General features: G+C 66.7%; 24 protein-coding genes. 14 read left to right on the top strand and 10 right to left on the bottom strand.

From position 1 onward, the window contains the following. Window positions 1–6: 6 nt before the first annotated feature. Window positions 7–1,092, bottom strand: a complete 1,086-nt coding sequence (locus tag CYU59_RS08090; RefSeq protein ID WP_292981453.1) for an aldo/keto reductase — start codon at window positions 1,090–1,092, stop codon at window positions 7–9. A gap of 82 nt (window positions 1,093–1,174) precedes the next feature. Between CYU59_RS08090 and CYU59_RS08085 the strand changes: the two genes are divergently transcribed. Together CYU59_RS08085 and purD are read left to right on the top strand one after the other, a co-directional pair. Beyond that, window positions 1,175–1,576: a MarR family transcriptional regulator gene (locus CYU59_RS08085; RefSeq protein ID WP_292981451.1), complete on the top strand. Its 402-nt coding sequence runs from the start codon at window positions 1,175–1,177 to the stop codon at window positions 1,574–1,576. Between the two features lie 24 nt (window positions 1,577–1,600). After that, window positions 1,601–2,869, top strand: a complete 1,269-nt coding sequence (gene purD / locus CYU59_RS08080) for a phosphoribosylamine--glycine ligase (protein ID WP_292981449.1) — start codon at window positions 1,601–1,603, stop codon at window positions 2,867–2,869. On the opposite strand, the gene CYU59_RS08075 is transcribed toward purD, so the two are convergent. Beyond that, on the bottom strand, window positions 2,866–4,446 hold the full coding sequence (locus CYU59_RS08075) for a gamma-glutamyltransferase family protein (protein WP_292981447.1): 1,581 nt from the start codon (window positions 4,444–4,446) through the stop codon (window positions 2,866–2,868). The genes purD and CYU59_RS08075 overlap by 4 nt on opposite strands. Window positions 4,447–4,577: 131 nt before the next feature. On the opposite strand from CYU59_RS08075, the gene CYU59_RS08070 reads away from it, so the two are divergent. Continuing rightward, window positions 4,578–5,753 carry a thiolase family protein gene (locus CYU59_RS08070; protein WP_292981444.1) on the top strand — a complete coding sequence of 392 codons (1,176 nt, stop codon included), beginning with the start codon at window positions 4,578–4,580 and terminating at the stop codon, window positions 5,751–5,753. Here the strand turns inward: CYU59_RS08070 and CYU59_RS08065 are convergent. Both CYU59_RS08065 and CYU59_RS08060 read right to left on the bottom strand, forming a co-directional pair. Beyond that, window positions 5,750–6,448 carry a TetR/AcrR family transcriptional regulator C-terminal domain-containing protein gene (locus CYU59_RS08065; protein WP_292981442.1) on the bottom strand — a complete coding sequence of 233 codons (699 nt, stop codon included), beginning with the start codon at window positions 6,446–6,448 and terminating at the stop codon, window positions 5,750–5,752. The two genes, CYU59_RS08070 and CYU59_RS08065, sit on opposite strands and share 4 nt — an antisense overlap. A gap of 102 nt (window positions 6,449–6,550) precedes the next feature. Further along, window positions 6,551–7,456, bottom strand: a complete 906-nt coding sequence (locus tag CYU59_RS08060) for an alpha/beta hydrolase-fold protein (RefSeq protein ID WP_292981439.1) — start codon at window positions 7,454–7,456, stop codon at window positions 6,551–6,553. Window positions 7,457–7,542: 86 nt separating this feature from the next. Between CYU59_RS08060 and CYU59_RS08055 the strand changes: the two genes are divergently transcribed. Beyond that, the gene (locus tag CYU59_RS08055; protein ID WP_292981436.1) at window positions 7,543–8,316 is read left to right on the top strand and encodes a TetR family transcriptional regulator; all 774 of its coding nucleotides are present in this window, start codon (window positions 7,543–7,545) and stop codon (window positions 8,314–8,316) included. Window positions 8,317–8,353: 37 nt separating this feature from the next. On the opposite strand, the gene CYU59_RS08050 is transcribed toward CYU59_RS08055, so the two are convergent. Continuing rightward, the gene (locus CYU59_RS08050; RefSeq protein WP_292981433.1) at window positions 8,354–9,217 is read right to left on the bottom strand and encodes a DUF429 domain-containing protein; all 864 of its coding nucleotides are present in this window, start codon (window positions 9,215–9,217) and stop codon (window positions 8,354–8,356) included. Window positions 9,218–9,260: 43 nt separating this feature from the next. Between CYU59_RS08050 and purB the strand changes: the two genes are divergently transcribed. Then, window positions 9,261–10,679 (top strand): adenylosuccinate lyase, encoded by a 1,419-nt coding sequence (gene purB, locus CYU59_RS08045; protein WP_292981431.1) that lies wholly within the window; start codon window positions 9,261–9,263, stop codon window positions 10,677–10,679. Then, window positions 10,676–11,902, top strand: a complete 1,227-nt coding sequence (locus CYU59_RS08040) for a cytochrome P450 (protein ID WP_292981428.1) — start codon at window positions 10,676–10,678, stop codon at window positions 11,900–11,902. The genes purB and CYU59_RS08040 overlap by 4 nt, the downstream gene beginning before the upstream one ends. Here CYU59_RS08040 and CYU59_RS08035 read toward each other — a convergent pair. Continuing rightward, complete coding sequence (locus tag CYU59_RS08035) at window positions 11,899–12,519, bottom strand: hypothetical protein (protein ID WP_292981426.1); 621 nt, start codon at window positions 12,517–12,519, stop codon at window positions 11,899–11,901. The genes CYU59_RS08040 and CYU59_RS08035 overlap by 4 nt on opposite strands. A 64-nt stretch (window positions 12,520–12,583) precedes the next feature. On the opposite strand from CYU59_RS08035, the gene CYU59_RS08030 reads away from it, so the two are divergent. Both CYU59_RS08030 and CYU59_RS08025 read left to right on the top strand, forming a co-directional pair. After that, complete coding sequence (locus CYU59_RS08030) at window positions 12,584–13,480, top strand: phosphoribosylaminoimidazolesuccinocarboxamide synthase (RefSeq protein WP_292981423.1); 897 nt, start codon at window positions 12,584–12,586, stop codon at window positions 13,478–13,480. Next, window positions 13,477–15,618 (top strand): S9 family peptidase, encoded by a 2,142-nt coding sequence (locus CYU59_RS08025; RefSeq protein WP_292981421.1) that lies wholly within the window; start codon window positions 13,477–13,479, stop codon window positions 15,616–15,618. The genes CYU59_RS08030 and CYU59_RS08025 overlap by 4 nt, the downstream gene beginning before the upstream one ends. Before the next feature lie 23 nt (window positions 15,619–15,641). On the opposite strand, the gene CYU59_RS08020 is transcribed toward CYU59_RS08025, so the two are convergent. After that, on the bottom strand, window positions 15,642–17,216 hold the full coding sequence (locus CYU59_RS08020) for a DHA2 family efflux MFS transporter permease subunit (RefSeq protein ID WP_292981419.1): 1,575 nt from the start codon (window positions 17,214–17,216) through the stop codon (window positions 15,642–15,644). Between the two features lie 75 nt (window positions 17,217–17,291). On the opposite strand from CYU59_RS08020, the gene CYU59_RS08015 reads away from it, so the two are divergent. The 3 genes from CYU59_RS08015 to CYU59_RS08005 all read left to right on the top strand — a co-directional run bounded on the left by CYU59_RS08015 (window position 17,292) and on the right by CYU59_RS08005 (window position 20,244). Continuing rightward, on the top strand, window positions 17,292–17,780 hold the full coding sequence (locus CYU59_RS08015) for a glutathione peroxidase (RefSeq protein ID WP_292981417.1): 489 nt from the start codon (window positions 17,292–17,294) through the stop codon (window positions 17,778–17,780). 79 nt (window positions 17,781–17,859) lie between these two features. Next, a complete protein-coding gene (locus CYU59_RS08010) occupies window positions 17,860–18,564 on the top strand; it encodes a DUF2334 domain-containing protein (RefSeq protein WP_292981414.1) in 705 nt (234 codons plus the stop codon). Between the two features lie 27 nt (window positions 18,565–18,591). Next, window positions 18,592–20,244: an FAD-binding dehydrogenase gene (locus CYU59_RS08005; RefSeq protein WP_292981412.1), complete on the top strand. Its 1,653-nt coding sequence runs from the start codon at window positions 18,592–18,594 to the stop codon at window positions 20,242–20,244. 76 nt (window positions 20,245–20,320) lie between these two features. Here CYU59_RS08005 and CYU59_RS08000 read toward each other — a convergent pair whose 3' ends face one another. Next, complete coding sequence (locus CYU59_RS08000; RefSeq protein ID WP_292981409.1) at window positions 20,321–20,959, bottom strand: MBL fold metallo-hydrolase; 639 nt, start codon at window positions 20,957–20,959, stop codon at window positions 20,321–20,323. Between CYU59_RS08000 and CYU59_RS07995 the strand changes: the two genes are divergently transcribed. The 3 genes from CYU59_RS07995 (at window position 20,936) to purQ (ending at window position 22,642) form a co-directional block, all read left to right on the top strand. Continuing rightward, a complete protein-coding gene (locus CYU59_RS07995; protein ID WP_292981407.1) occupies window positions 20,936–21,664 on the top strand; it encodes an ATPase in 729 nt (242 codons plus the stop codon). The genes CYU59_RS08000 and CYU59_RS07995 overlap by 24 nt on opposite strands. A 67-nt stretch (window positions 21,665–21,731) precedes the next feature. Further along, window positions 21,732–21,971 carry a phosphoribosylformylglycinamidine synthase subunit PurS gene (gene purS / locus CYU59_RS07990; RefSeq protein ID WP_292981405.1) on the top strand — a complete coding sequence of 80 codons (240 nt, stop codon included), beginning with the start codon at window positions 21,732–21,734 and terminating at the stop codon, window positions 21,969–21,971. Next, window positions 21,968–22,642, top strand: a complete 675-nt coding sequence (gene purQ / locus CYU59_RS07985) for a phosphoribosylformylglycinamidine synthase subunit PurQ (RefSeq protein ID WP_292981402.1) — start codon at window positions 21,968–21,970, stop codon at window positions 22,640–22,642. Before purS ends, purQ begins: the two co-directional genes overlap by 4 nt. Here the strand turns inward: purQ and CYU59_RS07980 are convergent. Together CYU59_RS07980 and CYU59_RS07975 are read right to left on the bottom strand one after the other, a co-directional pair. Further along, a complete protein-coding gene (locus CYU59_RS07980; RefSeq protein ID WP_292981399.1) occupies window positions 22,639–24,066 on the bottom strand; it encodes a wax ester/triacylglycerol synthase family O-acyltransferase in 1,428 nt (475 codons plus the stop codon). The two genes, purQ and CYU59_RS07980, sit on opposite strands and share 4 nt — an antisense overlap. Before the next feature lie 66 nt (window positions 24,067–24,132). After that, a complete protein-coding gene (locus tag CYU59_RS07975) occupies window positions 24,133–24,933 on the bottom strand; it encodes a lysophospholipid acyltransferase family protein (protein WP_292981396.1) in 801 nt (266 codons plus the stop codon). Window positions 24,934–24,954 lie beyond the last annotated feature (21 nt).

The raw sequence follows: 24,954 nt of genomic DNA, 5'->3' as shown, positions 1-24,954 counted from the left end.
TCGATCTCAGTACGGCTGAACGCCTTCGGGTATCACGTAGTCCGAGATCGGCGCCGTCACGCCGTTGACCGTCGTACCTCCGTTGAGAATGCCGGGGGCCATCTCCAGCATGTTGTTCGGGAATCCGAACTCCGGCTTGGTGAGCGCGTCGAGCCGGGCGAGTTCCTCAGCGGCGAGGTGGACGTCGACGGCGCGAACATTGTCCTCGAGCTGTGAGAGCCGGCGCGCGCCGATGATCACCGACGACACACCGGACTGCGCCCGCACCCACGCCAGCGCCACGCTGGCGACGTTGGTGTCGTGCGCCTTGGCGATGACCTCCAATTCGTCGATCAGCGTGTAGGTCTCGTCGTTGAGGAACGAATCGACCATTGCACCGCGGTCGGCGCTGTGTTCACCGCTGTTGGCGCGGGTGTATTTACCGCTGAGCACCCCGCCCTTCAGAGGCGACCACGGCGTGATGCCGAGACCGAACTCATTCGCCATCGGAACCAGTTCCTGCTCGATGGAACGTTCCAGCAACGAGTATTCGACCTGCAGGCCGATGAAGCTGGACCAACCGTGAAAACGCGCAATCAGGTTGGCCTGCACGATCTTCCACGCCGGGGTGTCCGACACGCCGATATAGCGGACTTTGCCCGACGCGACGAGGTGGTCGAGTGCGGCCATCGTTTCGTCGATCGGGGTGTTGGCGTCCCAGATGTGCAGCCAGTACAAATCGATGTAGTCGGTCTGCAACCGGCGCAGGGAGTTCTCGCAGGCGTTGATCAGCGACTTGCGGCCCGAGCCGCCACCGTTGGGGTCGCCCGGATACAGGTTGCCGCTGAACTTCGTGGCCAGCACCAGGCGGTCGCGGCGCGCCGCGTGGCGGCCGACGTGATCGCCGACGATTTTCTCGGAATGGCTTCGGGTGTAGAAGTTGGCGGTGTCGATGAAGTTGCCACCGAGGTCGATGAACCGGTCGATGATCTGTTGGGACTCTTCGACACTGGTGCCCCAGCCGAGGTCTTCGCCGAAGGTCATCGCGCCCAGCGACAGCGGGCTGACGCGCAGACCGGAACGGCCCAGTGTGGTGTATTGATCCAGGGGCATTGCGGAGGCTTTCTGGTAAGTTGTTCGACCATGCGTTTGTTCAATTTTAAACTAGTTCATATCTGAATGATGTGGCAAGTCGATGTCTGAGGCGGTCAAGATCTGGTCGCTGAATTACCGGCTGCTGTTGTCGGTGATTTCCTGCGCGGAGGCAAGCATCTGCGCGTTGGGTCTGGAGGCCAAAGAGCTCTTCCTGCTGGCCGAGATCGACGACCATCCGTATCCGGCCGAACTGGCTGTGACGTTGAGCATGCCGAAGGCGACCGTCACCTCCTATCTGAAACGCCTGGAGGCAGCCGGTTTCGTGCGCCGCGAAATCGATCCCGCCGACCTGCGGCGTCACCGTCTGCTGCTCACCTCCGAGGGAAGTCGGGTCGCGGCGGACGGGCTGAGCCTGCTCTCGGGTGAGTTCGACAAACGCCTCGCGCGGCTCACGGTCGCGCAGCGCAAAGAGTTCAAGAGCCTGCTGGAACGAATTGTCTGACCACCTCTACTAGAGTGACCTCTCGTGCGCGTTCTGGTGATCGGTTCCGGTGCCCGCGAACATGCTCTGCTGCTCGCGCTGCGGGCTGACCCGCAGGTCGAAGCGTTGGCCATCGCCCCCGGCAACGCCGGCACCGCTGCGATAGCCGACCAGTACGACGTCGACGTCTCCTCCAGTGCCGACGTCGTCGCCCTGGCCCGCAAGACCCGCGCCGATCTGGTGGTGATCGGTCCTGAGGTCCCGTTGGTCCTCGGCGTGGCCGATGCGGTGCGAGCCGCGGGGATCGCCTGTTTCGGGCCCAGCCAGGAAGCGGCGCAGATCGAGGGATCGAAAGCCTTCGCCAAGGATGTCATGGTGGCCGCCGGCGTGCGCACCGCTTCCAGTGAGATCGTCGACAGCCCAGCAGGTTTGGATGCGGCTCTGGACCGGTTCGGCCCGGGCGCCGGCGACCCGGCCTGGGTGGTGAAGGACGACCGACTGGCTGCGGGCAAGGGTGTGGTGGTCACGCCGGACCGCGACACCGCACGCGCTCACGCCGCGGCACTGCTGGAGTCCGGCCACCCGGTGCTGCTGGAGTCGTTCCTGGACGGGCCCGAGGTGTCGCTGTTCTGTGTCGTCGACGGTGAGACCGTGGTGCCGCTGTTGGCGGCGCAGGACTTCAAACGAGTCGGTGACGGCGACGCCGGACCCAACACCGGCGGCATGGGTGCCTACGCCCCCCTGTCGTGGCTGCCGGACGACACCTACCGCGCGATCGTCAGCACGATCGTGGAACCTGTTGCGGCCGAGCTGGTGCGGCGCGGCAGCTCATTTTCGGGTCTGCTGTACGCCGGGTTGGCGATCACGTCCAACGGGCCCTCGGTCATCGAATTCAATTGTCGCTTCGGCGATCCGGAGACGCAGTCGGTGCTCGCACTGCTCGAGTCGCCGCTCGGCCAACTACTCAACGCGGCCGCCACCGGCACGCTGGCGAGTTTCGGCGCGCTGCAGTGGCGTGCCGGCGCGGCCGTGACGGTGGTGGTGGCGGCCGAGAACTATCCGGGCAAGCCACGGGTGGGCGATGTGATCGCCGGCTCGGAGGCCGCCGGCGTTCTGCACGCCGGCACGGCCCGCGACGCCGACGGCGCGATCGTGTCTTCCGGTGGCCGAGTGCTCTCCGTGGTCGGCACCGGCCCGGATCTGGACGCCGCGCGCGCGGCGGCGTACGACCTTGTCAGATCGATCCGCTTGCCCGGCAGCCACTTTCGCACCGACATCGGCTTGGCTGCAGCCGAGGGCAAGATCCGCGTCTAGGCACCGGCGGCTTGGCCGTCGCGCCGCGGGTCGCTGACCGCAAGGTAGCCGTCGTCGAGTCGCCAGATCGCCTGGCAACTGCCGAACTGGTTGTAGTCGTCGGTGGTGATCAGTTCATGGCCGCGCTGCCGCAGCCCCGCCAACGTCGACGGCGGAAAGCCCGCCTCGCAGCACACCTGCAGGCCCTGTGCCCAGCGGAACCGCGGAGCGTCACACGCCGCCTGCGGGTTCTGGCCGTGGTCGACGATGCGCGCCACCACCTGCACGTGACCCTGCGGCTGCATCGGGCCGCCCATCACCCCGAAGCTCATCACCGGAGCGCCGTCCCTGGTCAGGAAACCCGGGATGATGGTGTGGTAAGGGCGCTTTCCCGGCCCCACCTGATTCGGATGGCCCTGTTGGGCAACGAAATCCGCGCCGCGGTTCTGCAACGCTATTCCGGTGCCGGGCACCACGACACCGGATCCGAATCCCATGTAGTTCGACTGGATCATCGACACCATGACGCCTGAGGCGTCTGCGGCGGTGAGGTAGACCGTGCCCCCGCGCGGCGTGCCGGCGGATGCCGGCCTGGCGCGGTCCGGATCGATCAGCGCGGCACGCTCACGCAGGTATTCCTTGTCCAGCAGGCTGCCCGGATCGACCGTCATGTGATCGGCATCGGCGACATGAGCTTGCGCGTCGGCGAACGCGAGCTTCACCGCCTCGATCTGCAGATGCACGCTGTCGGCGGAATCGACTGCCCGCGAAGCCATGTCGAAGTGCTCGAGGATTCCGAGTGCGATCAACGCGACGATGCCCTGACCGTTGGGCGGTATCTCGTGCACCCTGTAGCCGCGGTAGTCAGCGGCGATGGTGCCCACCCAGTCGGCGCGATGCGCCCCAAGGTCGTCGGCCCGCATCGCTCCGCCGTTGGCGGTCGAGTGGGCCTCGAGTCGGGCCGCGAGTTCGCCGCGATAGAACGTCTCACCGTGGGTCGTGGCGATCGCCTCGAGTGTGCCGGCGTGCCCGGGCAGCCGGACCAGTTCGCCGGGACGCGGCGCACGGCCGGCGGGCATGAACGTTTCGGCGAACCCGGGCTGCGACTCGAACAGCGGCACCTGCGCCGCCCACTGCTGTGCGATCGTCGGAGAGAGCAGAAACCCGTTGCGGGCGTAGGTGATTGCCGGCTCGAACAGTCGCTCGAAGGGCAGCTTGCCGAACTTGGCGTGCAGCTCGACCCAGGCTGACACCGCCCCGGGGACGGTGACGGAGTTCCAGCCGAACGACGGAACGCCGTTGCCGCCGAAATACTCCGGCGTCCACGCCGCGGGGGAGCGGCCCGAGCCGTTCAGTCCGTGCAGCCGGCGTCCGTCCCACACGATCGCGAAGGCATCCGAGCCGATGCCGTTGGAGACCGGTTCGACCACCGTCAAGGTGATCGCGGTGGCGACGGCCGCATCGACGGCACTGCCGCCCTCGGCCAGCATCCGAAGGCCGGCCTGAGCGGCGAGCGGTTGCGAGGTGCAGACCGCGTTGGTCGCCAGCACCGGTTTCCGCGGCCAGGCGTAGGGGAGTTCCCACCCGAACGGTTGCACGGCATCAGTCTTTCAGCGCGCTCTGACGTCGGCAAACCACCCCATATCGTCGGAGCAACGGTAGCTGATACGATTTACGCTTTGAGCCATATTTGTAACCCCGCAACCAGCCGAACCGAAGGTCGATCCCCATGCCCAAGCCCGTCATCGTCAGCGCAGTCCGGACCGCCATCGGGACGTCGTTCAAGGGTTCGCTGGTCAACACCACACCCGAGTTCCTGGCGACCACGATCCTGCAGGAAACGGTACGGCGATCCGGCGTCGAGGTCTCGGACATCGACGACGTGATCTTCGCGGAATCGCATTACGGCGGAGGCGATATGGCCCGCTACGCAGCCTCTGCGTCGGGCATGACCTCGGTCCCGGGCCAGGCCGTCAACCGGCACTGCGCGGGCAGCCTCACCGCAGTCGCCAACGCGGCCGCGCAGATCGGCTCGGGCGCGGAGAAGGTCGTCGTCGGTGGCGGTGTGCAGTCGTTGTCGATGACGCCGCTGATGAACTGGCGCATCCCGGGCCCGACGCTGGAATTCGAGGAGCGGTGGATTCCGCCGACCCACGTGGAGACGCCGGATGCGCCGGGCCGCGACATGTCGATCACCGTCGGCTGGAACACCGCGCAGGCGGTCGGGATCACCCGCGAAGAGATGGACGCCTGGGCCTACCGCTCCCACCAGCGCGCGATCGGTGCGATCGACAGCGGCGCGTTCGTCGACGAGATCGTCCCGCTGAAGATCAAGGGACTCGATGACGCCTTGGTCGAGTTCAGTGTCGACGAGCATCCGCGCCGCGGAACAAGCTTGGAAAAGCTCGCTTCGCTGAAGGTGCTGCACCCCGAGATCGAGGGGTTCTCGATCACCGCCGGCAACAGCAGCGGCACCAACGACGCCGCCGCCGCGCTGACGCTGGCCGACGATGGCTACGCCAGCTCGCACGGGCTGAAGGTGCTGGGCTCGGTCAAGGCCTGGGCGTCGGCCGCCGTCGAGCCGCGGGACACCGGCTTGGGTGCGGTGAAGGTGATCGGCAAGGTGCTGGAGCGGGCCGGCCTGGCGCCCGGCGACGTGACCTTGTGGGAGATCAACGAGGCGTTCGCGTCGGTGCCTATTGCCGCCTGCCGTGAGTACGGTCTCGACGAAGAACGCGTCAACTTCTTCGGCAGCGGCTGCAGCCTCGGTCACCCGATCGCGGCCAGCGGGGCGCGGATGCTGACCACGCTGGTCCACGAACTGGGCCGGCGCGGTGGCGGTATCGGTGTGGCGGCGATGTGCGCGGGCGGCGGCCAGGGTGGCGCCGTCGTCATCGAGGTCTAGCCGGCCCCGTCGATCAGCCGACTGGCGTGATCGAGGATGCAATTCAGGCCGTACTCGAAGTTGATGTCGTTGGTGGCCCCCATGTGGTGACCGGTCTGGGCCAGCTGCGAGATGAGCGGCATGCTCTCCGGATTGATCGCCAGATCTCTTCTGCGCTGGTCGCTTTCGGCTCCACCGGACTTTTCCCGCAGCCGTTCCAAGACCGCCGCACCTTGGGTGTGGACGGCGATGCTGGCATAGGTGTCGAAGGCGTCCTCCGGCGACAGGCCCGCCTCGACCATCGTGGCGATGACCTTTTCCAGCTTTTCGTAGGCCGCCAGCGTGGCCTCGCGGCCGAACGTGCCGCGGATCAGGATCAAGTCACACAGGATCGGGTTGTCGCGGAAGGTCTGACGAACCTTGCGCGCGTGGTCGCGTAACGAATCCCGCCAATTCCGGCTCTCCACGAACGGTGTGGCGAAATCGTACTGGCCCAGCGCGCGGTCCGTCATCGCGTCCAGCAGGTCGTCCTTTTTCCGGAAGTACCAGTAGATGCTGGTGACGCCGACGTCGAGGTGCTTGGCCAGCAACGGCATGCTCAAGCCGTCGACCGAGACTTCACCGGCCACCTTGAACGCGCCTCTGATGATCTCGTCGACGCTGATCGATCCGCGTTCACGCCGCTGGCGCTTGTCCGCGACGGCCTGCCTCGCCAATTCGGGTTACCTCCATGCGCTGTGACCATGCAATACGGCCGGTTATCGTAACAAATATCGTAAGGCTTTTGGTAGGGCCCGCAGTCGCGCACGGTGGCGGGGCTACGCGGTCAGCAGGGGTGCCATCCAGGTCAATTCTGCAGGCAATTGCGCACTCCAGAACGACGGGTCGTGGCCCCCGGCCGAGAAACCGCCCGCCGGTGGATTAGGCAATTGGGCGATGAACTGCTTGGTCGCGCCGCAGAACGGGTCGCTGTTGCCGCAATCGATTCGCACCGGGATGGACCCCAGGGCCGGCATCCCGAATACCGAGTTGGCCGCGAAGTCTTCGGGACCGTCGAACGCGCCCGGGGCGGCCGCTCCCGATGACATCCACAGCGCCGGGCTCACCGCACAGATCGCCGCCGTCCGGCCCGGGCCGAGTCGACCGCCGAGCAGCAGTGCTCCGTAGCCGCCCATGGACCAACCGAGAAAGCCGAGCCGGGACGTGTCCAGTCCCTGGCCGGCCAGCAGCGGGATCAGCTCGTTGATCACCATCGCGCCGCAGTCTTCACCGGAAGCTCGCTTGTGCCAATAACTTCCGCCGCCGTCGACCGCGACGACAGCGAACGGCGGCAGCCCGGCAGCGACCGCCTGAGCCAGTCCGTGCTCGACACCGCCCTCCATCACGGTGGCCGCGCTGCTTCCCTTGCCGTGCAGCGCGATCACCGGGCGCAGCGGCTTGGTCTGGCCCGGCGGGCGGGCAATGGCCCAGTTGGTGGCCACGCCACCGCGCGCGGCCGACACGAACGAGCCGGTCGTCATCGTCGGCGCCGGGACCGCGGCCGGCTCGAGCGGGGGCCGCGGGGCCAGCGGAACTCCCGTCCCGGTCATCACGACCGGCGCCGCGACGGCAGCGCGGACCGGCAGCAACCGGTCCACGGCGTACGCCCCGACCGCCCCGGAGGCCGCGGCGGTGCCCAGGCGCAGCACAGCGCGACGACTCATCTCCGGCATGCGGGCCATCATAAAGCGACGCTCGGTGCCGCCGGCCTGCAGCGCGACTCGGGGTGGTTTGGCCGAAAGCCCGATGCGGCACCATTTCGGCTGGCACCATGACCAAGGTGACAGCAGCAGTGGCTCCCGAGGGGGCCTTCGCTCCCGGGGTATCGGTCGCTGCCCCGCCGGTTGCCGCTGCCCCGCCCGTCGCCGCCGCCACGCCGGTTGTCGCCACGTCGGCGACGGTCGCGCCGAGGGCTGTCGTCGCTCCCAAAGGGGCGGTGACCCCCAAAGGCGAACGCCGGCGGCACGCGCTGGTGAGTGCCGCGGCCGAGTTGCTGTGCGAAGGCGGGTTCGAGGCGGTCCGGCACCGCGCCGTCGCCCGCCGCGCCGGGTTGCCCCTGGCGTCGACCACCTACTACTTCTCCAGCCTCGACGATCTGATCGCCAGCGCCGTCGCACACATCGGGATGCTCGAGGTCGCACAGCTGCGGGCTCAGGTGGCCCCGCTGTCGCGGCGCCGGCGCAGCGCCGAGACGACCGCTGACCTGTTGGTCGAACTACTCGTCGGCAGCGAATCCGAGCCGCAGCTCACCGAGCAACTGATATCGCGCTACGAGCGACACATCGCCTGTGCCCGGCTGCCCGGATTGCGCGAGATCCAGCGCCGGAACATGCGCCAACGGGTCGACGCGGTCGCCGACGTCATCGACCGTTGCGGACGCTCCGCGCGCCCGGAGCTCGTCTCCGCGCTGATCTGCACGGTCGACGGCGCGGTGGTGTCGGCTTTGGTCGACGAGCTTCAGGACCCGCGCGCTGTCGCGCGAGCCACCCTGATCGACGTCATCGACTCGGTGGCGCCGTTCGACCGCCGGCCCGTCCACATCTGACCTGTCGCAATCGAAAAAGGCCGCCGGACAGCAGCTTTCAGCGCTCACCGTCGAGCTGTTGGCGGATCTCGTCGAGACCGCGCTGTGCTTGATCGAGCAGCGTGGCCACCTGGGCGACACGGGCGCGTAGGTCGTCTGCGTCGGTCCGAGGTGCGGGCCGACGGCGACGCGCGGGGGTGGCGTCGGGCGGCAGCGTCGGGGTGACGATGTAGCCGCTGGCGTAGTCGCCGTAGATGGTCACGTCTTCGGGACGGTGATACCAGTACAGCCCTACATAGGCGCACAGCACGGCGTCGACGGGATCCTCGTCGCGGTCGAGTTGCACCGGCCGGGTCGCGGCCTCGACCCGTTTACGCAGTTCCACCCAGGACATGTTGTGGTTCACCCGCAACCGCGGCGTCGCAGAATCGAGTCCCTCGATCAACGTCATCAACCGCAGCAGCTCGTGCTGACGCGTCTCGAACGATCCCTTCTTGTACTTCAGCGTCTTGTCCAGTCCGAACAACGCGATGGTCGCCGGGTGCGGGTACACCTCGATCGCCCGCCGTGGCGAAGTCGAAGCCGGGTTCATGTCGAGGGTCAGCGCCGTCGCGATGCGGGCGGCGCGCGGACGGGCAAGGGCCGGGTTGGTGGTGTTGGCCGGATGAGCGCCCGCCTCGAAGGCGTGGAAGTCGCGGTTGAGCGCCGCCTCACACGGTCGCGAACCGGTCGCGTTGTTCACCACCAATGGCGCGTCGATGGACACCAGGCAGTCACCGCTGACGTAGGGCTCGATCGCCGCCTCGATGCCGGCATCGTCGTGCGCGGCGCCGACGTGCAGCAGCCGGCCGTCGGCGCCCACGACCGCGACCCCGGTGTTGTTCTTCTCGCCCCATGCGAGATCGAGCCCGACAAAGTGCATGAGGTCACTGTGCCTGATCGTCGCGCCACTAAGCTGTGTGTTTGTGACAATCCCGAACGTGCTGGCCAACCGCTACGCCAGCGCCGAGATGGTGGCGATCTGGTCGCCGGAGGCCAAGATCGTGGCCGAGCGGCGGCTGTGGCTCGCGGTGCTGCGGGCACAGTCCGAGCTGGGGGTCCCGGTTCCCGACGCCGCGGTCGCCGACTACGAGCGGGTGCTCGACGACGTCGATCTGGCTTCCATCGCCGCCCGGGAGCGGGTGACGCGCCACGACGTCAAGGCCCGCATCGAGGAGTTCAACGCGCTGGCCGGTCACGAGCACGTGCACAAGGGCATGACCAGCCGAGACCTGACCGAGAACGTGGAACAGCTGCAGGTGCGCCGCTCGCTGGAGTTGGTGTTCGCCCACGGCGTGGCCGTCGTCGCCCGGCTGGCCGAACGCGCGGCGACCTACCGCGATCTGGTGATGGCCGGCCGCAGCCACAACGTCGCAGCGCAGGCCACCACGCTGGGCAAGCGGTTCGCCTCGGCGGCGCAAGAGACGCTGGTCGCGTTGACCAGGCTGCGCGAGCTGATCGACCGCTACCCGTTGCGCGGCATCAAGGGCCCGATGGGAACCGCGCAGGACATGCTCGACCTGCTCGGCGGTGACGCGGCGAAGCTGGCTGAATTGGAACGCCTCGTCGCTGATTTCTTGGGCTTTACAACCGTTTTGACCAGCGTCGGGCAGGTGTACCCGCGGTCGCTCGACCATGACGTGGTGTCGGCGCTGGTGCAGTTGGGCGCCGGGCCGTCGTCGCTGGCGCACACCATCCGCCTGATGGCCGGCCATGACCTGGTCACCGAGGGCTTCGCGCAGGGGCAGGTCGGCTCGTCGGCCATGCCGCACAAGATGAACACCCGCAGTTGCGAGCGGGTCAACGGGTTGCAGGTGATCCTGCGCGGTTACGGGTCGATGGCCGCCGAACTCGCCGGTGCGCAGTGGAACGAGGGCGACGTGTTCTGCTCGGTGGTACGCCGAGTGACGTTGCCGGACAGCTTCTTTGCCATCGACGGGCAGATCGAGACCATGCTGACCGTGCTCGACGAGTTCGGCGCCTACCCCGCGGTGATCCAGCGCGAACTCGATCGTTACCTGCCGTTCCTGGCCACCACCAAGGTGCTGATGGCCGCGGTACGCGCCGGTGTGGGCCGGGAAACGGCGCACGAGGTGATCAAGGAACACGCGGTGGCCGCGGCGCTGGCCATGCGTGAGCAGGGGGTGGACCCGAACCTGCTGGACCGGTTGGCCGAGGACTCGCGACTACCCTTGGACCGCAACGCGATCGACGCCGCGCTGGCCGATCGCAAGGCGTTCATCGGCGCGGCCGCAGATCAGGTCGACGCGGTGATCGCGGAGGTCGACGCGCTGGTGGCCCGCTATCCCGACGCGGCGAAATACACTCCGGACGCCATTCTGTGACGCTCGCGGAGGTCGACTTCACCGATCTGGACAATTTCGCCAGCGGCTTCCCGCACGACCTCTTTGCGATCCACCGTCGCGACGCGCCGGTGTACTGGCATCACCCGACCGAACACACACCGGACGGGGAAGGGTTCTGGTCTATCGCGTCGTACGCGGAAACGCTTGCCGTGTTGAAGGATCCGGTGACATTCTCATCGGTCACCGGTGGTGGACGGCCCTTCGGCGGGACACTGCTGCAAGACCTGTCGATCGCGGGCCAGGTGCTCAACATGATGGACGATCCGCGGCACTCGCAGATCCGGCGGCTGGTCAGTTCAGGCCTGACACCGCGCATGATCGCCGCGGTCGAGGACGACCTGCGGCTGCGGACCCGTCGGCTACTGGACGCGGTGGTGGCCGGCGAGCCGTTCGATTTTCTGGTCGACATCGCCGCCGAGCTACCGATGCAGATGATCTGCATACTGCTGGGAGTCCCGGAATCCGAACGGCATTGGCTGTTCGAGGCGATCGAACCGCAGTTTGACTTCGGTGGGTCACGCACGGCGGCTCTGTCGCAGTTGTCGGCCGAGGAGGCCGGCTCGCGGATGTACAACTACGGCCAGGAGTTGATCGCCGCGAAGCGCGCGCAGCCGACCGACGACATGTTGTCGGTGGTCGCCAACGCCACCATCGACGATGCGGACGGACCGGCCATGTCCGACCTCGAGCTCTACCTGTTCTTCAGCCTGCTGTTCAGTGCCGGTGCCGAGACGACCCGGAACGCGGTTGCCGGCGGGTTGCTGGCCTTGGCCCAGCATCCGGAGCAATGGCATTCGCTGCGTGAGGATTTGGCGGCCCTACCGATCGCGGTCGAGGAAATGGTTCGCTGGACGTCACCGTCGCCTTCGAAGCGCCGAACGGCGACGCGTGACGTCATGCTCGGCGAGGCGCGTATCGCCGCGGGCCAGAAGGTGCAGATCTGGGAGGGTTCAGCCAACCGCGACGCGAGCGTGTTCGACGACGCCGACACCTTCGACATCACCCGAAAACCCAACCCGCACCTGGGTTTCGGGCAGGGTGTGCATTACTGTCTGGGCGCCAACCTCGCTCGGCTGGAACTGCGGGTGCTGTTCGAGGAACTGTTGACGCGCTTCGTTGACGTGCAGGTGGTACGCGACGTCGAATGGACGCGCAGCAACCGGCACACCGGCATCCGGCACCTGGTCGTCGAATTGCGCTAGCGCGTCCTGACGGCCATTCCCGCCGAACGTAATTCGATGGCGGCCAGCCCGTGGATGGCATGCGGGTCTCCGGCGCGCCACGCCCCGACCGGGTCGGGGCTGACGGCGGTGAGTCGGGCGAGCGGCCGGTTGGCCAGCGCCCGCAACGCCAACAGCTGGGCACCGGCCGGTGTGGCGGCCAGCGCGCCGACGGTCAACTTGCGCCGCACGAACCGGATCCGGAGCACCAACCACGGCACCACCACCCCCAGCGTCGGCGGCGCCCCGACTGCCAGCGCCAGCACGAAGGCCAACCAGGACGCGGTGGTGTCCAGGTTGTGGCCGGCGCCGGCGATGTCGAGTGCCGCTCTGCTGGCCCCTTTGAGTGGTCCGCTGAACGCCCCGCCGATCAGCGGGATGTTGTCGGCGCTGTGGCCGGCCGACTTCAGGCTGTCGGCGACACCGTCGGCGCCTCCTTGGACCTGCCGGCCGACCTCGGCGATCGTCGACACCGCGCTGTACACGGCCAGACCGACGAGCACCCAGACGAAACTCCAGACCACGACGACGGCGTCGACGAAAAGCTGCGCCGTAAGCCGGCCCGGGGTGTTGGCGTAGGGGACAAACCGCGATTTCATAGTCCCGATCCCAGCACAGGGTCGGTCTGCAGGTCGCCTTTCAACCGACAGTTAGGCTGTCCCGATGGGTCGTCCCGCGCTGTCCGACTACCAACACCTGGCCAGTGGCAAAGTCCGCGAGCTCTACCGCATCGACGACGACCATCTGTTGTTCGTCGCGACCGATCGAATTTCGGCATTCGACTACGTGCTCGACAGCCTGATCCCCGACAAGGGCCGCATCCTCACCGCGATGAGCGTCTTCTTCTTCGGGCTCGTCGATGCACCCAACCACCTGGCCGGTCCACCCGACGACCCGCGCATCCCCGACGACGTGCTGGGCCGGGCGCTGGTGGTCCAACAGCTCGAGATGGTTCCGGTCGAATGTGTGGCCCGGGGATACCTGACCGGCTCGGGACTGCTCGACTACCAGGCGAGCGGCAAAGTATGCGGCATCACGCTGCCGCCAGGTCTCGTCGAGGCCAGCAGGTTCGCCACACCGTTGTTCACTCCGGCGACCAAAGCCGAACTGGGAGAACACGATGAGAACATCGCGTTTCCGCAGGTGATCGAGCTGGTCGGCGGAGTCCGTGCCAATCAACTACGCGATCGGACGTTGCAGACCTACGTACAGGCTGCCGATCACGCGCTGACCAAGGGAATCATCATCGCCGACACCAAATTCGAGTTCGGCGCCGACGCGAACGGCAATCTCGTGCTGGCCGACGAAGTCTTCACCCCGGACTCGTCGCGGTATTGGCCCGCTGCCGAATACCGAGTCGGCGAAGTGCAGAACAGCTTCGACAAGCAGTTCGTCCGTAACTGGCTGATCGGCCCCGAATCGGGTTGGGATCGCCACGGATCCAAACCGCCGCCACCGCTGCCGGACGACATCATCGAGGCCACCCGCGCCCGTTACGTCGAGGCGTACGAACGCATTTCCGGTCTGAGCTTCGACGACTGGATCGGTCCGGCCGCATGAGCTCTCGCAACGAGCCGCCGGTCGCCAAACGAGTCGACTCGCGACGGGAATTCCACGGTGACGTGTTCATCGATCCCTACGAGTGGTTGCGGGACAAGTCCAGCCCCGAAGTCCTCGGATACTTGGAGGCCGAGAACGAGTACGCCGAACAGTCGACCGCTGCACTCGAGCCGTTGCGGCAGAAGATCTTCGACGAGATCAAAGCCCGCACCAAAGAAACCGACTTGTCCGTGCCGGTCCGGCGCGGCAGTTGGTGGTATTACGCCCGCAGCTTCGAAGGCAAACAATACGGTGTCCAATGCCGTTGTGCGGTAGCAGATCCAACCGACTGGAACCCTCCGGTGCTCGACGAGCACACCGAGATTCCCGGTGAGCAGATCCTGCTGGACGAGAACGTCGAGTCCGAAGGGCACGACTTCTTCTCGCTCGGCGCGGCCAGCATCAGTCCTGACGGAAACGTGCTGGCCTACTCGGTCGACGTGGTCGGTGACGAGCGATACACGTTGCGGTTCAGGGACCTTCGCACCGGTGAGCAGTATCCCGATGAGATCGTCGGCATCAGTGCGGGAGCCACCTGGGGCACCGACAACAGGACCGTCTACTACACCACTGTCGACGAAGCGTGGCGCCCGGACACCGTGTGGCGCCACCGGCTCGCGTCGGGACTTCCGGCCGAAAAGGTCTACCACGAAGCCGACGAGAAATACTGGCTCGGTGTGGGGCGGACCCGCAGCGACAAGTACGTCCTGATCGCATCGGGATCGGCGATCACCTCGGAGGTCCGCTACGGCGACGCCGCCGACCCGAGCGCCGAGTTCGTCAGCGTGTTGCCCCGACGCGAAGGCATCGAGTATTCGGTGGAGCATGCGGTCGTCGGTGGGCAGGACCGATTCCTCATCCTGCACAACGACAACGCGGTGAACTTCACGCTGGTCGACGCCCCGGTCGACGACCCGACCGACCAGCGCACCCTGATCGAACATCGTGACGATGTCCGGCTGGATGGCGTCGACGCGTTCGCCGGTCACCTGGTGGTCAGCTACCGGGGTGAGGCACTGCCGCGAATCCAGTTGTGGCCCATCGGTGATGGTGATTACGGCCAACCCGTCGAGATCGCGTTCGACTCCGAACTGATGTCGGCCGGGTTGGGGGCCAACCCCAACTGGGACTCACCCAAGCTGCGAATAGGTGCCGGGTCGTTCGTCATCCCGGTTCGGATCTACGACCTCGACCTCGGTACCGGAGAGCGCACTCTGCTGCGTGAGCAGCCGGTGCTGGGTGATTACCGCCCCGAGGATTACGTCGAGCGCCGCGAGTGGGCGCACGCCGCCGACGGAACCAAGATCCCGATCTCGGTGGTGCACCGCGCCGGCATCGAATTCCCGGCTCCGGCATTGGTATACGGGTATGGGGCTTACGAGATCTGCGAGGACCCCCGCTTCTCCATTGCGCGGCTGTCATTACTGGACCGCGGCATGGTGTTCGCCGTCGCGCACGTGCGCGGCGGTGGCGAGATGGGCCGACTCTGGTACGAGCACGGCAAGCTCTTCGAGAAGATCAACACCTTCACCGACTTCATCGCCGTCGGTCAGCATCTCGTCGACACCGGACAGACTCGACCAGAACAACTGGTGGCGTTGGGCGGAAGTGCCGGCGGCTTGCTGATGGGTGCGGTAGCCAACATGGCGCCCGACCTGTTCGCCGGCATCCTCGCACAGGTGCCGTTCGTCGATCCGCTGACGACGATCCTCGACCCGTCGCTGCCACTGACCGTCACCGAGTGGGACGAGTGGGGAAACCCGCTGAGCGACCGGGATGTCTACCAGTACATGAAGTCGTACTCACCGTATGAGAACGTCGCCGAACAGAATTATCCGGCAATTCTGGCGATGACGTCATTGCACGACACCAGGGTCTACTACGTCGAGCCCGCCAAATGGGTTGCCGCACTGCGGCATGCGAACACCAATGGTAATCCGGTGTTGCTGAAGACGCAGATGACTGCGGGCCACGGTGGTATCAGCGGACGCTACGAGCGCTGGAAAGAGACCGCCTACCAATACGCCTGGCTGCTGGCCGCCGCCGATCGCGACCATTACGGCCGCGGCGAGGTCGACGATCTCCTCAGCGGTGCCTAGGGGTGTAGCTACCGGGCGGCTGATTACACCGGCACGCCCGCTTGGGCGCGGCCGGCCGGTGGCGGTTTGTTCGGCAGAAAGGCCACCGGCACCAGCGTCAGCGCGACGATCACGATCGAGACCAGCAGCACGAGGGTGTAGGAATGGGTCAGGTCGTGCATCAGCCGGGCGGTGAACTCGGCGGAGACCTCATGGTGTGACGGAACCGGGGCGCCGTGCTTGGTGAACTTGCCCCGCAAGATGCCGAGTTTTTCTGCGGCGCCGATCGTTTCGCTGCGGTTGAACTGGCTCGTCAAGATCACCGAGATCAGCGCGGTACCCATCGCCACCGCGACATGCTGGTTGACGCTGAGCAGCGTCGAGCCGCGCGCCACCTCGTTGGGTGCCAGCGTCTGCACCGCCGCGCCGGACAGCGGCGTCAACGTGCAGCCGAGCCCGATGCCGGTTGTCACCAGGCCCACCATCAGAATCGGCAGATAGTCGGCTTGTTGCCATGCGCCATAAGTGAATACGCTCAATCCGAGCGTGATCGCCGCGATCCCGACCAGCAGCACATTGCGGGGTCCGCGTTTGTCCATCAAGGTGCCGGCCAGCGGCATGGTCAGCATCGCACCGAGTCCTTGCGGTATCAGTTGCAAGCCGGACTGCAGCGGGGTCTCATGCAACAGTTGTTGAAGATAACTGGGAATGACCAGGAAGGCTCCGAAGAATCCGACCGAGAACGCCATCATCGCGGCATTGGACAACGTCACCGCGCGATTCTTGAACAGCGCCAGGTCGATCAGCGGATGGTCGGTGCGGCGCAGCGCGTGCAGCACGAACGCGGCGATCAAGACGATGCCGATCAATCCCGGTATCCAGACCCGGTTTTCGGTGAAGCTGTCGTGGCGCGGCACCGACGAGATCCCGAACAACAGGGCCGCTAATCCCGGTGACAGCAACAGTATTCCGACGAAGTCGAATGCCTCGGACGGCTGCGGCCGGTCCTTGGGGAATATCGATGCCGCCAGCGCCAGCAGCAGGGCGCCGACCGGCACATTGATCCGGAAGATCCACTCCCAGCCGTAGGCGCTGATCAACCAACCGCCCAGCACCGGCCCACCCATCGGAGCCAGCAGCATCGGAATCCCCAGCACGGCCATCAGTCTGCCGAGGCGCCTCGGGCCGGCTTCGCGAGTCAGGATGATCAATGTCAACGGCACCAGCATCCCGCCGCCGAATCCTTGGATGACACGAAATGCGATGAGTTGACTGACATTCGATGCCATCGAGCACAGCAGCGATGCCAGGGTGAACCACAGCGCCGCACCCATGAACAGCCGCTTGGTGCCGAACCGGTCGGCCGCCCAGCCGGCCAACGGGATCACAGTGGCCTGTCCGAGCGTGTAGCCGGTGATCGTCCATGCGACGACGGCCTGGGTGGATCCGAACTCCGCGATGAGGGTCCGCTGGGCGACGCTGACGACGGTTCCGTCCAAGATCGCCATCACCGAGGCGAGAATGCAGACCCCGGCTATCCGCAACAGTCTCGCGTCGAGGGCGTTGGGGTAGTCGACGTCGGCTGCGGGGTCCGTCGGCGGTGCCGCGCTTGAAACCATGGCCGCCAGCGTAGCCACGAAATAGCTAGCTGATCAAATAAACTGTGGCCGGTGCGATGCAGGTAGCCTCCGGTTATGACTGTGACCGAGATCGCCCTGACCGGGCTCGACGGCGAAACCCTGTCGTTGGCCGACTACCGCGACCGTGCTGTGTTGGTCGTCAACGTGGCGTCGAAATGTGGCCTGACGCCGCAGTACGCCGCGCTGGAGCAACTGGCCCGCGACTATGCCGAGCGCGGGCTCACCGTTCTCGGCGTTCCCTGCAACCAGTTCATGGGCCAGGAGCCGGGCACCGCCGAGGAGATCCAGACCTTCTGCTCCACCACTTACGGCGTGACGTTCCCGCTGCTGGAGAAATCCGAGGTCAACGGGCCGGGCCGGCATCCGCTCTACGCCGAACTGACCAAGACGCCCGACGCTGCCGGTCAAGCCGGTGACGTGCAGTGGAATTTCGAGAAATTCCTCATCGCTCCCGGCGGAGCGGTGGTCAACCGGTTTCGTCCGCAGACCGTTCCCGACGCGCCCGAGGTGATCGCGGCCGTCGAGGCGGTCCTGCCGAACTAGCTGGTGGCGGCGTCGAACTGACGCTTGCTGTCCGCGTGTACGTCACTGTTTGGACACCTGAGATCGTCAAACTCGAGGTGTGTCTGGGAAGTTGATCGTCTCGGTTTCCGGGATCCGCGATCGCACTTTGGACGACGTCGCCGAGTTCTGCGACAAGATGGATGCGCGCGGGGTGCCGGTGTCGCTGCTCGTCGCGCCGCGCCTGAAGGGCGGCTACCGGCTCGATCAGGACCCGGTGACAGTCGAGTGGCTCTCCGCCCGACGAGCCGCCGGTGATGCCATTCTGCTGAACGGCTACGACGACGCCGCCACCAAGAAGCGCCGCGGTGAATTCGCAACGCTGCCTGCGCACGAGGCCAATCTGCGACTGATGGCCGCCGACCGGGTGCTCGAACACCTCGGACTGCGAACCCGGCTGTTCGCCGCACCACGGTGGATCGCTTCGCCTGGAACGGTTACCGCATTGCCGCGCAACGGATTCCGACTACTGGCCGACCTGCATGAGATCACCGACCTGGTTCGACAGACGTCTGTGCGGGCACGGGTGCTGGGCATCGGCGAAGGCTTCTTGTCCGAGCCGTGGTGGTGCCGGATGTTGGTGTTGTCCGCCGAGCGGGTGGCGCGCCGCGACGGCGTCGTCCGGGTCGCGGTGGGTGCCGGTCATCTCCGCAAACCGGGTCCGCTGCAGGCGATGCTGGACGCGGTCGACATCGCGCGGCTGCAGGGCTGCGAACCCGCTGTCTACCGTTGGCTGCCCGATCAGGCGATTCTCGACGCCGCCTGACCGTCGCGGTCGCTACTGTGTAGCGCCATGAGCGATACCCAAGCTGATGTCATCATCGTCGGGGCGGGCCTGGCCGGCCTGGTGGCGGCGTGCGAGGTGGCCGAGCGCGGCAAGCGGGTATTGATCGTCGACCAGGAAAACCGCGCCAACCTCGGCGGTCAGGCATTCTGGTCGTTCGGCGGGCTGTTCTTCGTCGACAGTCCCGAACAGCGTCGGCTCGGTGTCCGCGACAGCCATGAGCTCGCGCTGCAGGACTGGCTCGGCACGGCAGCGTTCGATCGGCAAGAGGACTACTGGCCCAGGCAATGGGCGCATGCCTACGTCGATTTCGCGGCCGGCGAGAAACGGAGCTGGTTGCGCGACCGCGGCCTGAAGATCTTCCCGTTGGTGGGCTGGGCGGAGCGCGGGGGTTACGGCGCTCAGGGACATGGCAATTCGGTGCCGCGCTTCCACATCACCTGGGGAACCGGGCCGGCGATCGTCGACATCTTCGCGCGCCGACTGGTCGACCACCCGAACGTGAGATTCGCCTACCGGCATCAGGTCGACGAGCTGATCGTCGACACTGCCGGCGTCACCGGTGTGCGCGGCAGCGTGCTCGAGCCGTCGTCGGAGCCACGCGGTGTCACCTCGTCGCGAAAAGTGATCGCGGACTTCGAGTTCAGCGCGCAAGCGGTGATCGTGACCAGCGGCGGCATCGGCGGTAACCACGACATGGTGCGGGCCAACTGGCCCACCCGGATGGGTCGGGTTCCCGAGCGGATGCTGGCCGGAGTACCCGCCCACGTCGACGGCCGGATGATCGCGATCACCGAGAAGGCCGGCGCCCGGGCGATCAACCCGGACCGGATGTGGCACTACACCGAGGGCATCACCAACTACGACCCGATCTGGCCGATGCACGGCATCCGGATCATCCCGGGCCCGTCGTCGCTGTGGCTGGATGCCACCGGCAAGCGGTTACCGGTTCCGCTCTATCCCGGTTTCGACACCCTCGGAACGCTGGAGTACATCGCGAAGTCCGGGCATGACTACACCTGGTTTGTGTTGAACGCCAAGATCATCGGCAAGGAGTTCGGTCTGTCCGGCCAGGAACAGAATCCCGACCTGACCAGCCGCAGCGTGCGTCAACTGGTGAAATCGCGGGCCGGGTCGGGTGCGCCGGGGCCGGTGCAGGCGTTCATGGATCGCGGTGTCGACTTCGTGACTGGAAATTCGTTGCGCGAGTTGGTCTCAGCGATGAACGCGCTGCCCGATGTGGCGCCGCTGGAGTACGCGACGGTCGCCGACGAGGTCACCGCCCGCGATCGCGAGGTGGTGAACAAGTTCACCAAGGACGGCCAGATCACGGCGATCCGCGGGGCCCGCGAATTCCTCGGCGACAAGCTGGGTCGGGTGGTCGCGCCGCACCCGCTGCTGGATCCCAAGGCCGGCCCGCTGATCGCGGTGAAGCTGCACATCCTGACGCGAAAGACATTGGGCGGGCTGGAGACTGACCTGGATTCGCGCGTGCTCGGCGCCGACGGCACCCCGTTGAACGGGTTGTACGCGGCGGGCGAGGTGGCCGGCTTCGGCGGCGGCGGGGTGCACGGCTATCGCGCGCTGGAGGGCACGTTCCTGGGCGGCTGCATCTTCTCCGGGCGCGCGGCCGGCCGCGGGGCCGTCGGCGACATCGCCTAATCTGCCTCGAGCGCCCGGCTAGCCGCACACTCGGGTTCGAGCGCTCGTCTGGCGGGGCGCTCGGCATGCGGGCGGGCTAGAAAACGACGCCGGTTTCTTCCGGCAACACCTGGAAGTCGGTGTCGGTCATCTCGCTGAGCCGGCCGTAGTAGATACCGCGTGCCTCGGGCGCGACGACGGCCTGGTGGATGGGTATCGCGCGGGCCGGCGCGACCGCCCGCAGATAATCGACGGCTTCGGAGATCTTCATCCAGGGCGCCGCGGCCGGGGTCGCCAGCACGTCGATGGGTTCGTCCGGGACGAACAGCGCATCACCCGGGTGCATGAAGCGTCCCGGCTGCCCGCCGTCGTCGATGACGTACGAAATATTGTCGATCACAGGGATTTCCGGGTGGATGACGGCATGCTTGCCGCCCAGCGCGCGGATGGTCAGCTGACCGACCGACAGCTCGTCGCCGACGTGCACGGCCTGGCACGGGACGGACAACTGCGCAGTGGTCTGTGGGTCGGCGTACAGCGCGACACCTGGATTGGCCTCGAGCAGAGCAGGCAGCCGCTGCTCGTCGACGTGATCGGGGTGCTGATGGGTGATCACGATCGCGGACAGCCCGGTGATGCCCTCGAAGCCGTGCGAGAAGCTTCCCGGGTCGAACAGCACCGTCGTGTGACCGAAGTCGGCAAGAACGCAGGAATGACCGAAATGCGTGAGTTGCATGTCTACGATTGTGCGCTCATGGGGTGCACGAGCCTGCGCCTAGTCTTCGCGGCGGCGCTGATCGCAGGCAGCCTGCTGGTCACGTGGGCCCCGGCGCGGGCGGACCCGGAGACCTGCCCACCGACCTGCGACCAGATTCCCGCCACCGCGTGGATCTCGCGGGAGGCGATACCGCTGTACTCGACCTACCACTGGCCGACGCCGGGCGGGCCGGGCGCGGCCGCGACCGTCCTGACGGGCGCGGCGACGCCCCGGTTCCGGTTCGAGGAGGTGTGCGCGACGCCGCCCTTCCCGCAAGACACCCGCAACTCCGCGGTCGCCAGCCGGGTGGTAGTCGAGAAACCAGCAGGTCAATGGCAATTACGAGCCGAAATTCTGCACTGGCGCGGGGACACCGCCCGCGGCGGTCCGGTGGCGATGTCGGTGTTCGGTCTCGTCGCGCCGGCATTACGGGCCTGCCAGTTAGGCGCGGCCACCGAGTCGCCGTCGTTGACCGTCGACGAGCCGACCCGGCTGGCAGCGGTGATCAGCGGTCCGGTGATCGCGCACACCTACTTCGTGGCCCACCCGGAAAGCAGCACGATCAGCGAGCTGACGCTGTGGGGGGCTGATCCTGTCCAGCCGCCCTGGCCGATCATCTCCGACGCCCAGGTGCTGGACGCCATGACGTCGCCGGTGTGCGCGGCATATATCGGCTCGTGCTAGCACGACGGTCGCGGTCCCGACCGGTACAGTTGGCGCCGAGCAGCCAAGACAGTAGTGAGGAGTGCCGGTGGCCCGGGTGGTTGTGCACGTAATGCCCAAGGGCGAGATTCTCGACCCGCAGGGCCAGGCAATCGTCGGTGCGCTGGGCCGGCTTGGCCACGGCGGTATCTCAAACGTCCGGCAGGGCAAGCGATTCGAGCTCGAGGTCGACGACAGCGTCGACGACTCCGCGCTGGCCGAGATTGCCGAGTCGCTGTTGGCCAACACCGTGATCGAGGACTGGACAGTCAGTCGGGAGCCGCAGTGACCCCGCGGGTCGGCGTCATCACCTTCCCCGGGACGCTCGACGACGTGGACGCGGCCCGCGCGGCGCGCGCGGTGGGCGCCGAATCGGTCAACCTGTGGCACGCCGACGCCGACCTCAAGGGTGTCGACGCGGTGGTGGTGCCCGGTGGCTTCTCCTACGGCGACTACCTGCGCTGCGGCGCGATCGCGAAGTTCGCCCCGGTGATGGGCGAGGTCATCGCCGCCGCCGGTCGCGGATTGCCGGTTCTGGGTATTTGCAACGGTTTTCAGGTGCTCTGCGAGGCGGGTCTGCTGCCCGGAGCGCTGACCCGCAACGCCGGTCTGCACTTCATCTGCCGCGACGTCTGGCTACGCGTCGAATCCACGTCGACGGCATGGACCTCGCGGTACGAGCCCGGCGCAGACCTGTTGATTCCGCTGAAGTCCGGCGAGGGTCGATACGTGGCCTCCGATGCCGTGCTCGACGAACTGGAAGGCGAAGGGCGCGTGGTGTTCCGCTATCACGACAACGCCAACGGTTCGCTACGCGACATCGCCGGAATCAGTTCGGCAGACGGCCGCGTGGTCGGGTTGATGCCGCACCCCGAGCATGCCACCGAGGCGTTGACCGGACCCTCCGACGACGGTCTGGGCTTGTTCTACTCGGCGCTGGACGCCGTTCTCACCGCTTAGCGAAGAGCGTGTTCGGCCAACCGGCCGGCGGCCTCGCCGTGAGTGGAAAGACCTGCGGCGCGGTGCAATTCGGTGAATGACTCGGACAATGCCTCGGTTGCCTCGTGCGGGTCGCCGAACGTCGCGTCGTCGGTCAGCACCGCGATACCGAGCTGGTCGACGTAGCTCCACACGGTGATGTTCACCGGGGCGCCCGGAGACAGCACGCCGGTCGAGTAGATCTCGCTGACCGGCGCACCGGCGAAGTGTCCCCGCTCCCGCGGCCCCGGCACGCTGGAGACCGCGACGTTCATCATCTTGTTCGGCGCGTCGCGGCGGCCGAGCCACCGGAAGGCCGCAGGTGCGATCGCGGTCGGCAGGTAGCCCATCAGCTGCCCGTAGAGCCGTGGGCCGAGGATCTCGTGGTCTTCCTTGGCGATCCTGGTGGCCAGCGCTACCAGCTGGGCCCGCTCGGCCGGGTCGGCGACGTGTACCGGTAGCGAGATGGACAGGCCGCTGATCTCGTTGCCGGTGACGCGACCGGACTTGTCGGTTGCCGTGGGCACCGACGCGATGATCGGCTGGTCGGCCTTGCCGTCGTAACGCAGCAGCAGCTGCCGCAAACCACCCGCAGCCGTTGCAAGAACGACGTCGTTGAGCGTGATGTCCAGACTCTTCGCGGTCGCCTTCACGTCGGCCAGCCGCAACGCTGTGGTCGCGAACCGGCGTTGCGGGGAGACCACGTGGTTGAGGAACGTCGGCGGTGCGTCGAACGCGTCGGCGAGGTCGGGGTGATCGCCGCGTTCACGGCTGCGTCGGCGCACGCGACTGAAACCTTTCGCAGCGTCCCCGATCAGCCCGGGCAGGCCGACGATCTGCCGAACGTGGTCGCGGCCGGCCGCCAGCAGTAGACCGGTGGTGGTCGGGCTGACGCCGGCCTCGTCGTTGTCGCGCTCGTCAGTCGGTGCGCCCTTGAGGTCCATCGCGCGGGCCAGCAGGTTGACCGATGCGACACCGTCGGCCAGGGCGTGATGGATCTTGCCGATCAGAGCGAACCGCCCGCCGGCCAGTCCTTCAGCGACGTGGAACTCCCACAGCGGCCGGCTGCGGTCCAGCGGGGTGGAGGCCACCTCGCCGATGACCTCGTCGAGCTCGCGGCGCCCACCGGGTGCGGGCACCTGCACCCGATGCAGGTGGTAGTCGAGATCGACGTCGCAGTTCTCCAGCCACATCGGGTGGTGCAGTCGCCAGGGAATGTCAATCAGCTTGTAGCGCAACGGTTCCAGCAGATGCAGGCGCCGCAGTAGATGACGCCGGAAGGCGTCGAAGCTGAAGTCTGTGTCGCCGCTTGCGGGGTCGATGATCGCCACCTTCAGCGTGTGCGTGTGCAGGTTGGGCGTCTCGCTGTAGAGCAGCATCGCGTCCATGCCGTTGAGTCTTCTCACGCCCACCTCCGTGTCGACGTGTTCATGCAAACACCTGAACCGGTGCCGGTGATCGGAATGGGCGATTCAGCCCAGGACGGGGAATCGGCGCTGCTTGGCCAACCGGTCCAAGGCGCTCTGCATCACCGAACGGACGTGTGCGTCCACCTCGTCAATGTCGGGGTCGGTGCCGAACTGCGCGGTGATGTCGATCGGCTCGAGGACCTCGGTGACGATTTTCGACGGCAGCGGAAGGTTGGGCGGGAAGATCATGCTCAGCCCGAACGGGAAGCCGAAGCTGAACGGCATGATGTCCACTCGCGCCTTGGTGATCCCCAGCTTCTTCGCCAGCCAATTGCCGCGGGTCAGAAACAGCTGAGTCTCCTGGGCGCCGATCGACACCATCGGCACGATCGGCACACCGGCCTCGATCGCGGTGCGGACGTAACCGGTCCGACCGTTGAAGTCGATGGTGTTCTCGAAGGTGGGGCGGTAGGAGTCGTAATCTCCGCCCGGGAACACCAGCACCACCGCGCCCGAATGTAGTGCGACGGAAGCATTGTCGCGGCTGGCTTCGATGACCCCGAGCCGGCGGAGCACCCCGTCCAGTGGGCCGATGAAGATGCCGTAGTGGCCGAGCGTGTAGACGGGCCGGTCGTAGCCGAACTCGTTGTAAAAAGCCGGGGAGAACACGAAGACGTCGGGGGTGAGCATTCCGCCGGAGTGGTTGGACACCACCAAGGCCCCGCCGGTCGCCGGCACGTTGTCGATGTTGCGCACTTCGGCGCGGTGGTACTGCTTGATCAGCGGGCCGACGGTGTTGGCCACCTGCTTGGTGAACTCCGGATCCCACTTGGCCGTCTCGCGGTTTTTCGGCGCCTTTGCCATGTGAGAACCCCTGGATGTCGG

It is taken from the genome of Mycobacterium sp., assembly GCF_002863225.1.
GTDB lineage: Bacteria > Actinomycetota > Actinomycetes > Mycobacteriales > Mycobacteriaceae > Mycobacterium.
Note: the sequence above shows the minus strand (reverse complement) of the source record. Positions and strands in the feature narration are given on the sequence as shown.

Bases quoted from the DNA above. Each gene is read 5' to 3' on its own strand.
- CYU59_RS08090 (WP_292981453.1), bottom strand. From the start codon at position 1,092: ATGCCCCTGGATCAATACACCACACTGGGCCGTTCCGGTCTGCGCGTC.
- CYU59_RS08085 (WP_292981451.1), top strand. From the start codon at position 1,175: ATGTCTGAGGCGGTCAAGATCTGGTCGCTGAATTACCGGCTGCTGTTG.
- CYU59_RS08070 (WP_292981444.1), top strand. From the start codon at position 4,578: ATGCCCAAGCCCGTCATCGTCAGCGCAGTCCGGACCGCCATCGGGACG.
- CYU59_RS08060 (WP_292981439.1), bottom strand. From the start codon at position 7,456: ATGATGGCCCGCATGCCGGAGATGAGTCGTCGCGCTGTGCTGCGCCTG.
- CYU59_RS08055 (WP_292981436.1), top strand. From the start codon at position 7,543: ATGACCAAGGTGACAGCAGCAGTGGCTCCCGAGGGGGCCTTCGCTCCC.
- CYU59_RS08050 (WP_292981433.1), bottom strand. From the start codon at position 9,217: ATGCACTTTGTCGGGCTCGATCTCGCATGGGGCGAGAAGAACAACACC.
- CYU59_RS08035 (WP_292981426.1), bottom strand. From the start codon at position 12,519: ATGAAATCGCGGTTTGTCCCCTACGCCAACACCCCGGGCCGGCTTACG.
- CYU59_RS08030 (WP_292981423.1), top strand. From the start codon at position 12,584: ATGGGTCGTCCCGCGCTGTCCGACTACCAACACCTGGCCAGTGGCAAA.
- CYU59_RS08025 (WP_292981421.1), top strand. From the start codon at position 13,477: ATGAGCTCTCGCAACGAGCCGCCGGTCGCCAAACGAGTCGACTCGCGA.
- CYU59_RS08020 (WP_292981419.1), bottom strand. From the start codon at position 17,216: ATGGTTTCAAGCGCGGCACCGCCGACGGACCCCGCAGCCGACGTCGAC.
- CYU59_RS08015 (WP_292981417.1), top strand. From the start codon at position 17,292: ATGACTGTGACCGAGATCGCCCTGACCGGGCTCGACGGCGAAACCCTG.
- CYU59_RS08005 (WP_292981412.1), top strand. From the start codon at position 18,592: ATGAGCGATACCCAAGCTGATGTCATCATCGTCGGGGCGGGCCTGGCC.
- CYU59_RS07995 (WP_292981407.1), top strand. From the start codon at position 20,936: ATGACCGAAATGCGTGAGTTGCATGTCTACGATTGTGCGCTCATGGGG.
- CYU59_RS08000 (WP_292981409.1), bottom strand. From the start codon at position 20,959: ATGCAACTCACGCATTTCGGTCATTCCTGCGTTCTTGCCGACTTCGGT.
- CYU59_RS07975 (WP_292981396.1), bottom strand. From the start codon at position 24,933: ATGGCAAAGGCGCCGAAAAACCGCGAGACGGCCAAGTGGGATCCGGAG.